Origin of the sequence: Roseomonas genomospecies 6, from assembly GCF_008365375.1 — a bacterium.
GTDB lineage: Bacteria > Pseudomonadota > Alphaproteobacteria > Azospirillales > Azospirillaceae > Azospirillum.
Genome location: NZ_QOKW01000036.1, coordinates 1 through 13,152, shown reverse-complemented (window position 1 = coordinate 13,152; position 13,152 = coordinate 1). Strand labels below are relative to the sequence as shown.

General features: G+C 59.1%; 7 protein-coding genes and 1 pseudogene. 3 read left to right on the top strand and 5 right to left on the bottom strand.

Annotated features, from left to right (window positions below):
- Together DS843_RS27530 and DS843_RS27525 are read left to right on the top strand one after the other, a co-directional pair.
- Positions 1–2,718: a DEAD/DEAH box helicase gene (locus tag DS843_RS27530; protein ID WP_149472021.1), complete on the top strand. Its 2,718-nt coding sequence runs from the start codon at positions 1–3 to the stop codon at positions 2,716–2,718.
- Between the two features lie 271 nt (positions 2,719–2,989).
- Positions 2,990–3,913, top strand: coding sequence for a 5'-nucleotidase (locus DS843_RS27525; RefSeq protein ID WP_208852341.1), 924 nt, complete (start codon positions 2,990–2,992; stop codon positions 3,911–3,913).
- 921 nt (positions 3,914–4,834) lie between these two features.
- Here the strand turns inward: DS843_RS27525 and DS843_RS27520 are convergent.
- Positions 4,835–8,101: a hypothetical protein gene (locus DS843_RS27520; RefSeq protein ID WP_149472020.1), complete on the bottom strand. Its 3,267-nt coding sequence runs from the start codon at positions 8,099–8,101 to the stop codon at positions 4,835–4,837.
- Between the two features lie 601 nt (positions 8,102–8,702).
- On the opposite strand from DS843_RS27520, the gene DS843_RS27515 reads away from it, so the two are divergent.
- Positions 8,703–9,368, top strand: coding sequence for a hypothetical protein (locus DS843_RS27515; RefSeq protein ID WP_149472019.1), 666 nt, complete (start codon positions 8,703–8,705; stop codon positions 9,366–9,368).
- Between the two features lie 81 nt (positions 9,369–9,449).
- Here the strand turns inward: DS843_RS27515 and DS843_RS27510 are convergent, their stop codons facing one another.
- The 4 genes and pseudogenes from DS843_RS27510 to DS843_RS27495 all read right to left on the bottom strand — a co-directional run bounded on the left by DS843_RS27510 (position 9,450) and on the right by DS843_RS27495 (position 12,995).
- Positions 9,450–9,965: a hypothetical protein gene (locus DS843_RS27510; RefSeq protein ID WP_149472018.1), complete on the bottom strand. Its 516-nt coding sequence runs from the start codon at positions 9,963–9,965 to the stop codon at positions 9,450–9,452.
- A gap of 825 nt (positions 9,966–10,790) precedes the next feature.
- A pseudogene (locus tag DS843_RS27505) lies at positions 10,791–11,056 on the bottom strand (transposase); the annotation flags it as partial.
- A 90-nt stretch (positions 11,057–11,146) separates the two neighbouring features.
- Positions 11,147–11,914, bottom strand: coding sequence for an ADP-ribosylglycohydrolase family protein (locus DS843_RS27500; RefSeq protein WP_149472017.1), 768 nt, complete (start codon positions 11,912–11,914; stop codon positions 11,147–11,149).
- Positions 11,915–11,978: 64 nt separating this feature from the next.
- Positions 11,979–12,995 (bottom strand): hypothetical protein, encoded by a 1,017-nt coding sequence (locus DS843_RS27495; protein ID WP_149472016.1) that lies wholly within the window; start codon positions 12,993–12,995, stop codon positions 11,979–11,981.
- Positions 12,996–13,152 lie beyond the last annotated feature (157 nt).

The window sequence follows — 13,152 nt, the reverse complement described above, 5'->3', positions numbered from 1 at the left end:
ATGCAGGAACGGGTAAAAAACGGCGAACGGACACGCCGTGACATTGCGGGTCGCATGAGCCTTCGCCTCCCACAGGAAGAGTCTCTTCGTATTCTTGCTAATGTCCTTGAGGACGTACCGCTCGCGAAGGACGGCGATGTGGCTGCTGCGCTTACGCTCATGAAGGCAGCGTACCCGAGTGTGGAAGATTTCGAACGAGACTTCCTGTCGTTATGTTTCGCTCTCGCGACCGGCGTTGGCAAGACGCGCCTGATGGGCGCGTTCATCACTTACCTTTACCAGATGGGTTACTCGAAGAACTTCTTCGTGCTCGCCCCAAACACCACGATCTACGAAAAGCTGGTCGCCGACTTCACGCCGGGCACGCCGAAGTACGTCTTCAAGGGCATTGCTGAATTCGTTACGAACCAGCCCGTGGTCGTGACGGGGGATACGTGGGATCAGTCCGCTCTGCTGATCCAAGCGGCTCAGAGAAACGGTGGTGCGATCATTAACGTGTTCAACGTTGATAAAATCAACAAGGATCAGGGGCGAATCAAAAAGCTGCATGAGTACATTGGAGAAAGCTACTTCGACTACCTCGCGGGGCTTCCAGACCTCGTGCTGTTGATGGACGAAGCGCATCGATATCGCGCGAAAGCGGGCTTCAAGGCGGTCGCAGACCTCAGGCCGGTGCTCGGCCTCGAACTCACCGCGACGCCCAAGACGGTTGGCGCGCGCTCGGTTGACTTCAAGAACGTCATCTACCGCTTCGGCCTGCGGGAGGCCATGGAACACGGTTACGTCAAGGAACCGGCGGTAGCAACGCGCGCGAACTTCAACCCGAAGGACTACTCGGACGAGGAGATCGAGCGCATTAAGCTCGAAGACGGTATCCATGCCCATGAGCAGGTGCGTGTCGAATTGGCGATGTACGCGGCCGATACCGGCAAGCCCAAGGTGCATCCCTTCATGCTGGTCGTCGCGCAGGACACGGATCACGCGCAGAGATTGCGGGAGATGATCCAAAGCGATGGTTTCTTCGGCGGGTACTACAAGGACAAGGTCATCCGCGTTGACAGCGCGCTTCGTGGTGACGAGAGCGATGAAGCAACCGAGCGGCTTCTCGCGCTTGAACACGACGCAAAAACCGAGATTGTCATTCACGTAAACAAGCTGAAGGAGGGATGGGACGTAACCAACCTCTTCACCATCGTTCCGCTTCGCGCTTCCGCCTCCGAAATCCTGACGGAGCAAACGCTCGGGCGCGGCCTCCGCCTGCCGTATGGGCAGCGGACGGGTGTAGAGCCAATCGACCGGCTTACCATCATTGCCCACGACCGGTTCGAGGCCATTATTGAGGCAGCCAAGAAGCCGGACTCCGTTGTGCAGATGAAGGCTGTGGTGATCGGCCCCGGTGGCGACGTGCCGCCTCAAGGTGCGGTGCTGGTTGAGGCCCCAACGCGCGTGGAGGCCGAACTGACCGGGAAGCAGTTGGGCGGCGGGGAGCAAGCCGCATCAGTGCTGGAGCGGCCAGAGGACCGCGCTGTTGCCAGCGCCACCCTTGAGGTCATCAGGGGTATGGAGCGCAAGCTCGGCGGCGTCGCTGACCTGAGCAAGCCCGAAGTTCAGGCCGAGATCGTCGCCAAGGTGGCGGAGATGACCAAGCCGGTGCAGGGCGTCCTTGAGGGCCTGGGGGCTGGTCCCGCGCCGGATGTCGCCAAGATCGTCGCCAAGGTTACCGAACACGTCGCGGCAGGCACCATCGAGATTCCTGAGATCGTCGTGATCCCTGATGGTGCCGTCAGTTTCACATTCAGAGATTTCGATCTTAAAAACCTCGACAGCATCGCGTACCGGCCGCTAGCTGACGAGATCATGGTTCAGCAGCTACGGACGGAGAAGAAGAGTTTTATCGCCGTTCGGATGCGCGCCACCAAGCAGGAACGGCTGGAAGATTTCATCGTCGCCGAACTCATCGGCTACCCGGAAATCGACTACGACACTCATGCTGACCTCCTATACAAGCTCGCCGGACAGGTCACGGATCGGCTCCAAGCCTACTTGACGGATGGAGAGGAGATTGAGCGGGTGCTCGTCAGCCACGCCAAGAAGCTGGGCGAGTTCGTGCACCAGCAGATGATGGAACACTACGAAGAGACGCCGACTACCTACCGGGCACGGGTGGACAAGGGCTTCCAAGTCCTCAAGAAACAGAATTTCAGCCAGCCAGCTGGGCAGGCACCTCTCGATTTCAGGACGGCGGTCACCCCGAAGTCAGATACCCGCAGGCACATCTTTGTTGGATTCAAGAAATGCTGCTACGCCATTCAGCAGTTCCAGTCGGATGATGAGCGTCGCTTCGCCGTATTGATCGACGACACCGCCAGCGTAGTGCGGTGGGTTAAGCCTGGGCGGGGCCAGTTTATGATCGACTACCGGCGGGGGCAGCGTTACGAACCAGACTTCATCGTCGAGACAACGGCGGAAAAGCTCATCTGCGAGGTTAAGGCGAGAAACGAACTGACCGACACCACCGTAGTCACCAAGGCTACGGCGGCCCGCACCTGGGTCGGTTATTCCAATGAGCACGCTCGGATCACCGGAAAGAAGCCGTGGCGCTACATGCTGATCCCACATGACGTGATCACCGCATCGGTAACGCTGGATGGCCTCGTTCGCAGCCATGAACAGCCGCCCATCACGGGACCGGCTGCGTTCAACCTGGAACCAGCATAAGCGACTGAATCGGACAGCGGGGTAGACGGAGCAGGTAGGGCAGGTACATCGAGGGGTACTGTGCGAGTCACTTTGGCTTGGGCAGTTCCCTCGCCCTATCGAGCGGGAGGCTCAGAACAGACGGTAGCCACATCGGCCATTGCTACTCGAAAGTCCTTCGGGGCGTCACGACATCCAACATGCGATCTTGCATGGGCGCGCCGAAAGGTATGCTGTTCGCCTCCTCCGCCCACTTGCGCCACAGCGCATCAAACACAAGGGAATAGTGCTCGTGCCCGACTCTCCGCTCATTGTAGGCGTCTCTACCCGCGCCTTGTTCAATCTTGAGGAAGAACATAAGGTTTTCGTGGAGCAAGGCGTTGAAGCATACGCGGCTCTTCAGTTGGAGCGCGAAAACATTGCCTTGAAACCTGGTGCCGCATTCGAGGTGGTGAAGAGGCTGCTGGCCTTGAACCCAGAAGGAGGAAAGCGGCTCGTTGACGTTCTACTCCTCTCTCAGAACTCTCCTGACTTGTCATTGAGAGCGTTTCATTCGGCTGAACATTACCAGCTTGGCATCAGTCGAGGCAGCTTCACCAGCGGCAGGTCAGTTGCGCCTTTCATCGCCGCGTGGAACATCGACCTGTTCCTCTCCAACAATGACGCCGACGTGAGGGACGCCGTCCACGCTGGTACCGCAGCCGCGAAGCTTGGCCCGGCCCCGCTGGAGCAAACCGAAGACCCTATGGACGAAGTGCGCGTCGCGCTGGACGGCGACGCTGTGGTCTTTAGCCCAGAGTCGGACACCATCTACAAGGAGAAGGGCTTGGCCGGGTTCCTTGATCACGAACGTCAGAACGCACAAGTTCCGATGGAGCGCGGGCCTTTCGGCAACTTCCTCCACAAGCTCGCCAAACTCAGGGAGCAGGCGAAGCGGCCGGACGGTTCAAGCCGGGTTAGGATTGCCATTGTCACGGCGCGAAACGCCCCGGCGCATGCCCGCGTGATCCACACCTTCCGTGCATGGGGTACTCCTGCTGACGAGGCCCATTTCGTGGGTTCTCATGAAAAGGCACCCATTCTCAAGGCCTTGGGGGCGCACATCTTTTTTGATGATCAGGAAAAGCACTTCCTGGGGGCTGCCGCCGTGGTGCCTGCCGGACTTGTTCCGGGGCCTCATGCAGCCGACTCAGTTGTGATTCCGGCGTCAGCATAGGCATGCACCTCACCTCATAGTCTGACGCTGACTTTTCGGTGTCAGACCATGAGAGGTGAGATGGTCCCGGACTTGAGACAATGGCAATGCCAAGGGCCTGGTTCGATAGAGCGCGTGTTTTATCATTCCCTGAGACCGATTCCATGGGGCAAGGCCAGACAGTAAAATTTACCTGGTTTTTAGCTTGGTTTGGACTTATCTGAACCCGCTCGACAATGCCCAACCCAAGACTAGCGCAACAGCGGCCAGTTGCCGTGTCGCGAAGAAAAGATTTCCCACTTTCGAGTGCATCTTACAAAGAATTCTCGGAAAATTGTGAGCCGAGGATTTCCAACACTTCGGCTCGCCTCGCCTTCTTACCAAGTCGAAAGCTCACACTACTTCTCCGCCCCAGGATCAACTTTGCTGTGAGAGAACATGGCTGGCAAGCAGGCGAAAGTGCTCACCCAGGTTCAGACCCGAACGGTCCTTACCCACCTCGCCGCCAGCCGGAATCTTTAGCGCGACACCGTCATGTTCCTGCTCTCCACCAAAGCCGGGTTGCGCGTCAAGGAGGTCGCCTCCGTCACCTGAGCGATGGTGATGGACTCGTAGGAGCGAATCGGCGATGCCATCCACCTGGAGGATCGCGCCGACCGCTCTGGTTTACGTGAGGTGGTCGGCGTCGGCGGCGAAGGGTGTGGACAGGGAGGGTTGGTGACCCCCATGATTCCAACATGGCTCACTATATTATTAGCGATGCGGATAAGTTGGGGGTGCCTTCCGATTTCCCGCTTTGGGGATCAGTAAGACCCGATTCCTCCCCCTCGCCTCTCTCGCCGCTTCCGGTCCCGATCCCGCCACCAGCGCGCGATGAACACGCCCGATCCGAACGGAGCGAAGGAGACGCCCAGCCAGCCGCCTCCTCCGCCTGTCGTCGCGTCACAGCGTGATCGCCGCACGCTGCCACAGCTCGTACCGTTCGTCCTCCCACAGCTTCGCCCCGCCCAGATTGTCGAACAGACGAGGGTGCATGATCACCCAATGCCCCGACGTGTCGAGTTGTGAGCGCCGAAATCCCATGTTCCGACCGATGTCCTGAAACAGAACGTCCCGGTAATACGTTCTGATGATGTCGGGCAGCGAGAACTCCTTGCCAATCAGGCAAAGCTCCGCATACTGACTGCCTCCGATGTACGTGAAGATGCTTACGATCATGCGATCGGCGAGATCATTGCGCCCACGCGCTGTTTTGTGAGGGCAGATGTCCGTACTATTCCCTGCATTGTCGGTGATGACAAAGACATCGCTGCGCTTCGCGCGAAGTTCCTCTATCAGGGCGCTAAGCTTCGGCTTTCCCTCCTGATCCTTAGCGGCGCGTAGATCGAGCACGAGCGGAATATGTTCGCGTAGAAAGGCCCCGGTCTGATCGAACGAATAAGCTTTGAAGCGCGGGTGGGGAGGAAGCGGTGACGCACTCCCAGTTTGTACGGCCTTCCTGCTCTCTGCTTCGTACTTCTCCATGCGCCGATCATGGTCCATTCTGCCGATGCTGGAGAAGAGGTCCGTGGGCAGTTGCTCCGTCGTCAGGAACACCACCCGAGCGCCCAAGCTGTCCCACCAACGGTGCGGGCGCAGATAGTACTTCCGTCCCTGCTGCCCCGTGTAGAGGCCCTGGGCGGTGTTGTCCCGCCCGAACGGGGCGAAGGTCGTATCCACTTCACGAAGATCGCGCTTCCTGTACTTGGCCCCTATGACGTCTTGAACGTGTCTGAACGATGGGGGGTTATCGACGGCTCCTGCGGCTCGTGCATAGGCGGCGTAGCGTTCGGGGAGCTTGGCGCTGTCCCAATCGGCCACGCTCTTTTTGATCTCCTTACACCACTCCACCGCCCCTTTGCCGTGGATCAGCACGAGGTCGCGGACGGTCACCTCGTCGTAGACAACGTCGGAGATCATCATCTCGTTCCTGATCTGGTCACGTTTGCTGGCGTCATGGCGGAGTCGCTCGTAGTGGGGATGCCACCACAATCGTGCGGACGTCTGATCGCCCCAACGCCGTGTGACGTCGTGCACCATGAAGAGGACCGTGCGAAGGGGGTCGAAGTCACGCGGTTCACCGTTTGCCCCAACTCCCCAAAATGCGTCCCGGTGTTCACACATACGGGCGTACACGTGCGGTTGCAGATGCTCCACAGCAGGCAGAAAAGACGGCAAGCCAGCGCAGGCGATGTCTTTGTATGTCAGCAGTTCTTCACCAAGCTCCGCACATACAACCTCATACAGCTTACGAACGGACCGAAGCACCTTTCCCTTGAACAACGCGCGATCAAAAGGCAGCGTACGCTCTGGAAACCTTAACTTGCTGCGCGCATCAGATGACAGGCGAAAGGAACGCGGACCTCTCGTCTGAGGGTGCGCATCGACGTCGCTGGTGAAGGTCGCCCTATCTAGCTGGGCGTCACGTGTCGAACACGCGCCGCTGCCCAATGAGGCCCTTGCGGGACGATTCAACACCACGCGGACCCGACGGCTGTGCAGCTTGTTGAACTCCCGTCGCTTTGCTTCGGCCTGCTCGTAAGAGCCGAATGAGAACGCTGCGAATCCGCTGAGGCGAGCCGGAGGCGGATAGGTTGGAAGCTGGTTACACTCTCTCCACTGGTTGGCCTGGGCATCGTCAAACCACATGTCAAGGCGGATGTGCGGAAGCTCCGCCATCAATGCGGACGTTTTCCCGATCCCCTCGACCGACTTTATGAGTGTGATCTGCTGGCGTCGCGCGGCGAGCAAGAGTGCCTGCCCAAGAGCCTTTCGAGCGCCGTCTGCGTCCCTGGCGGCGCAAGCGAACTTGCGTTCCAGCCAGTTTGCGCCATCGGACACTTTCATTGCCGGGAGCGGACTTGGGCTCGACGGTGCCATATCCCCGGTGATTATGCGGAGCGTGTCGCCCAATCCTTGAGGTAACAGGAATGCTCGGTGAAAATCGTTTCTCCCCTGGATCATCAGTTTTCGGTAATCACCCCTCACCACAGTGGAAGGGTGGACATCGCCCGGATTGTTCCTGAAGTAGGCCGCCGGTTCGCCGTCGATGTTGGTGACCAACACTGGTTCTGGATAGTCCTGGTTCCAGATGTTGCGACAGTAGGTACGAAGGCCGTCGAGCACCGCATCCGAGTCGAGGCTGGCGCTTGCCTCGTCCGGCGCGCGTCGCGCGCGCGGTGTGGTGGGCAGTGGCGGCTCGATGGATGCACAGTGATCGGGATGGATGAACCACCCCGTAGCGCCGTTAGGCGCGCGCGTAATCAACCACTCGAAAAGTACCAACTGAGGAACTGGAGTGCCGGGTTCGACGCCGAGAAGGTGGCCCTCCGGGGCGAGGCGAATTCCCCACGGAGTCCGCCGAAGCTGTTCGTACCGCTTCAACTGTGGATCAAACGGCTCCGTGCAAGAAATCACCTGCTTGAACTCGCCGACCACCCTGAGCCAAGCTTGCTCATACAGGGTGCGGAGCAGCGCCTCGGGTACATCACCTTGCCACCGTTCCTCCAGCAGCCGGTTTCCCTGGCACAGAGCCGATGATAGATGCCGGGTGTCGAAAACGAAGTGAAGATGAATACTCTTGTTGCCACCGTATACGGCAGTTGCACCCCGAAAATCCAAGAAGCGACTCAGACGCTTGACCAGCTTACCAAGGGGCGAGTTTACTGACTTTCCATCAGGTGAGCGAAGCCAGGATAGCTGAATTTCGAGGAATTCTCGATCGGCCTTATCGATCTCCAAGGTTACTATAAAGAATCCAATATTCGCGGTGCGCTGGCTTGGTGGCGGCCCCCAGCGCGGGCCGCCGCGTTCGTCACATCCGTAAAGAGCAGCGCTTTGCGTTGGAATGTGCATCCCATTGGTAAACAGTGGCGACCGCTCTTGGATCTTGTACGGATGAACGCTGGTTGCAAGAAGATTTCTGGCATGAACATGGCGACGAGCCTGATAGTCGGGCCGTTCAGCCAAGCAAATGTGCCAACCAGCCTGCTCGTTAACAAGATTTTCGAACAGATATGCATTCCATAGGCTGTTCCTCTTCTGAGAAAAACGCGGATTTTCCGCCCATGCCGAGAGAAACTGTTTTCTGGCTTCTCTCTTCAGGGCAGCACTCATGGTCATCACCGAAGCGGCAAGGGCTTCAGCATTGATGCACGTGATTTGGTCCACTTTCGAGGTTCCAAAACAGACATTGGAAGGGGACTGTGGCCGCCGAGAACAGGGTCAAGCGCGACCAATCAATCAAACTTCATGTTTTTGCCACCCAAAATCGCCGCCCGCTGACATCCACGAGGCGTGTCGGCGCAGTTGGGGAAATTGGCTAACGGTGTAAATTTTCGTAGATGAAACCAAACATCTTTACCCTCACCAACCACTCGCATTGACATCATTGCTCCACCGTTCCCATCGACATGTTTCCACATGTTCATAATTCATAGATGACGCCTGCACCGCCAGAAATCAATCAAAAAATTCGCGCCGACAACAGAGTGCTTTTTCTTCCTCAAGAATATTTTTGCTTCCGAACATTGGAGTGTTTCCGCTCGTGCGCACCCGGTGGCATTTTCTTTTACTTGTAAACTATTAGGCTATTTGCCCAAAGTGACGCCTCTACGCGCACAGCTCATGTCGTTCGCCAAGCCGCTTCGGCGGCTCCGGGTACAGTCAAAGTCGTGTGGTTTCTCGCAAAGCTGACCGGTATCCGTTTTCCCCTTAAGGCCCAAACACCCGTTTGTACGGATTGGTTGTTGTGTTGTTGGAGGGGATCACGATGGTCGAGATGGAACCAACAGAATGGGGTGCGACCCGCTTCGCGGTTGGTCGCCTAATCGTCAGCAAGATGCGCCGCCTTGACCTGTCCAGAGCCGACCTTGCCCGACGGCTGGGGTACAGCAACATCAGCAAGGGGCTGCGCCGCCTGGATCACCTGCTTTCCACCGGTGACGACCCCACTCTGGTGCCGAAGATCGCCAGCGCTCTTGGGATCGAACACGCGGCTGTCGAACAAGCGCTTGCCGCCACGCAAAAAGAACGTGCGGCGACGCGCGAGCAGGCCGCACGCCAGCGGGAGGAGCGAGACCGCGCCACCTTCCGTCAACATGTGCTCGTGCAGACCGAGCGCCAGATACCGGAACCGATCTTCGTCGCGGTCATTGCGTATGAAGCTTTGAAGCGCATCGTTCTTCCCGACGAAGTGGCGCAATCCACTCTGAGCGAACGCATCGCATGGGCCAGCCGGTCAGTGAGCGCGCACCACCAGAGATGCCACGGCCACGTCACGGCGTTCGGCGCGGTCACTGGCTACGCCCTGCGTCACACCTACGATCGGACCATCCTCTTCGACACAAACGGATGTGTGACCCATCACGTTGCTCCACGCCCGGAGGAACCACGCGGTTGGATGAGCAAAATGGGAAACCGAACGCCCCAGAGGTGACCGGGGCTGGGGCCGCTCAGAAGCACTGCCGGGAGGGCCATGGCGAGAGCGGGTATGCGCCATTGGTCGCATCGGCCCTTGTCACGGCAGCACGGATGGTCCTCGCGCGCAACCATGCACGAGAGCGGCCTTGACGCGCATCAGGGGCCTCTGGTCGCGATCGTTGATGCGGATCAGGAGTCCCTCGACGTTCAAGGCGGACAGAGCGGCGACGTCCGCCGCGCCGGGAGCATCGTCGATCCAGAACCATCCGGCCGGATGATTCAGGTCGATTGCTTTGACTTTTGAAACCGCCCAAGGCACCGCAGCGATCGGCCCGAGCACACCTGCCCAATCCTCAGGCAGCGTTGAGACGCCGAGCGCATGGCGAAAAGCGCGGCGTGCGCCGTCTGCGTTTCCAGCATGCGTGCGCGTGGACAGCCACCGGCAGTCAAAATACTCCACCGCCCACGTAAGGAACCCGTGCGTGTCCGGATCGACCTCGTAAGCGTCTCGAAGACCAGCAATGGCTGTCCGGCGACGGAGGAGGGTACCATCAATGTCGAGGTAGAGCAGCGGGCGCAACGATCCCGAGGTGGGGCGATCCGTCACACTCATTCATCATGCTCCGCGTCAGCGTCGTTGGCTCATCGAGAATGCGACCACGCTTAGTCGGATGGCGCAACCCGCCAGCGTCTATCGGTGCGGGCAGGTCCGTTCCGCCGTGATCCAGAACTGTTCATTCCGTCATGGAAAACACTGTGGCCGCATGAATGGCAATGTCAGATGCGTAGATTAAGCCGCAATAGGCGACATCCGCCGCCTGTGCTGTATCGAGAGCAGCGTTGGCGGTGTCGAGCGCGTCTGGCAAGGTGAGGCGAGGCTCTATCCGCCCGCTCCGACCTCATGCAACGGTCTCAAGCATCGCTCAGAGGCGTCGTCTACAATGTCAACCGCCATTTTCTCCTTGGTACTTGCGCCTGAAAATTTAGACAGAGCAAGGCACGCTAGCTAAGTCGCCCGTGTGTAGAGCCGAAGCCCTCCTATCTGTAACGGTTGATTTCGAGGTAGCACGGCCCTCGCAGGGTCACCGAGTAGGTGCGCAGGTAACGGCGACCGCAGCCATGCCATGCCCAGCGCGTGAAAGCGCGCGGCTTAGGCCTAAACTGCCACACCAGCTTGCCTCGATGCGGCAGCAGTACGTGGCGGCGCGTCCGGGTGAAAGGCTGAGCGTTGACGTTCTCGCGGTCGATCACGGCTGGCTCCTTCATGGTGGTCAGCTTTGCAACTCGATGGTCAACTCCCCTCACTGGGGGTGGTCGCCGACCTTCCCTGCGTGCTAATGGCAGAGGAGTATGACGCCGGGGTGTAGATCGTCGGCGTGCGGTCTCGGCGTAGCTGGGGAGTGTCAGGAGTTTCGTGCTTGGCGGGGCGTGTTGAGTATCAGGCGTTCATCGCCTTTGCGAAGCGCTCTCCGAAGATGACGACCATCTGTGCCTTTGCGGCCGTCCACTCCCGCGGCGGCATCTTCCAGTCTTTTTCAGCGCGGTTCAAGACGAGAAATAGGAGCTTCAGCGCGGCCTTGTCATTGGGGAAATGCCCCTGGCGCGCACCGCCCGACGCAGCTTCGAGTTGAGGGCCTCAATGGAAATTGTTGTGTAAAGGATACGCTGCACCTCGCGGGGGAAGGCAAAGTACGGGATGACCTCCTAATACTCCCTCGTGCTGAGCCTCATTGCTATTCAATTCAGCAGGAATCAGCTGCATCCCACATACCAGTCGCAGAAGCGGCCCACGATCTACATCACCACGCTTCCCTCGAATCTAGCCACTACCGCCCGTATGTCCTCCGGCAAATACTCCGCAGCCTTGATCCAGAGTGCATCGGGAATGCCGAACATTGCCTCAGCTATACTCCCCGAGATGGCAGCAAGCGTATCGCTGTCCCCGCCAATGCTCACAGCGTTGCGGATTGCATCTTCAAAATCATTTGCTTCAAGCGCACAGATGATAGCCGGGGGCACGGTGCCTTGGCAGGTGATATCGTACGAATAGCCGAGACGGATGTCGCCCACGCTGGGCGAGAGATCATATCTGTACCGCTCGGAGACACGAGCACGGATGGTATCGCAGCCAGCACCGCGCCGGGCGAGCCAAATGGCATCGGTCACTGCTTGCGCGCCGCGCATTCCTTCGGGGTGGTTGTGCGTGACGCGGGTCACCGCGCGTGCGAGGGACCGCGCCTCGCGATTGTTCGGCGCAAGCCAAGCACACGGAGACACCCGCATGGCGGCACCGTTCCCGAAGCTGTCGTAGGGTTCCGGCTCCTCAGCCCAAAGCCAGCGACCGAAACTCCCGCCATAACCCGCATCGGGGTAGCGCCTTCCCCAGCGCCGCAGATACGCCACCGGGTCTCCCCAATCCATAATGCAATGGGCCAGCGCCACCGTGCACACGGTGTCGTCCGTAAAGCTCCCATCCTCGACAAACAGCGGGAAGTCCTTCGTCTTGATGTTGTCCCACTCGTAGACGCTGCCTACGATGTCACCAATGATCGCACCTTTCATCGCGCTCCACTCCAGGTCCAACCTCCAGCCGTTGATGCTTTGGACACAGACCAATCAATCAAATTCATTCATCGAAACCGCACGCAACGGTCAGATCGACGCTCGCAATGTTCCGGATGGCTCTATTCTGTTCTGCCTTGTCCGTCTTGCGGCGCACGAAGACGGTGAAGGCTTTTCCAGGCAGCCCCTCCCTCAAATAGATCCGCCCCATGTTGGGAGCCGAAGGATCACCGGTCCGGATATGAACCTTGACCTTTCGAACGGTCGGGAAGCCGCTGAGAACGTGAACGGGAAGGTCGTCATTTTGGTCGAGCTTGCGCAGCGCCTCGAACAATGGCGCGCGTCGCGGAAACCGGACCAAGATTTCATTGTAGCTGTCGTCATCGAACCCCAGCCTTGGGAACGTGGCGTGAAGCAGGTCCTTCAGGATGTCCTCCGCGTCGCCCGTCACCCTCCCCACCCTACGATCAACACCCAACGCGCGCAGCGCCTGAAGCTCCATATTCAGAGCCTCCGCTCGACGCTCATGCGCCCGTCGTGCCTCCACCTCCGTCTGGAGATGCAGCGCCGCATCGCGTTCGAGCTCATTCGCATAGGTGACAAAACTCTCATGGTCCTGCTGAAGAGCGGCAAGCTCCGCTTCGAGCGCGGCGATCTTCTCCTCAGCCAGCCGATCACCAGCACGCAGCAATCCAGATGGTTGAAGGTCTTGGAAGTGGGCTGCCCACTCGTCTCGTTCGGACTTCGCCGCAGCCAGTAGCCGTTCAAGGACTTGGACTCTGAGCGCCGCTGATGCCTGCTGCTGGTTCAGTTGCTCCTTCAGTACCGAAAGCTCAGAGTCCTTATCGGCCAGCAGCCGCTCAACATTGGGCGCTTCGATACTGGGACGAACCGGCAGTGGATGCCCTGTTTGATCCGGCGACAGAACCGTCAGCGCCTGCGTGATGGCAGCGAGGCATTCCTCTGATGTGCCGTCAAAATCGAGGCGGACGAAGTGATCGTAATGATAGCCATCGAAGGCGGCACGGACACTCGCCCCCTGGCGGCGAACCCCGATTCCGGCAGCGAGCAGCGCCCGCACGACTTCGCTGCGCTGCTCCTCCTGTCCATCGTAAGCGTTGCGAGCGCACCCTCGGCTCGGGCCGGGCAATCACCGCATCGATCTGTGGCGACGGACCTTGAAGTGTTCGCGGAGGTCGAGGATGGCCTTTGCCTGGGCGGGGACGTCGGCCTCGGCG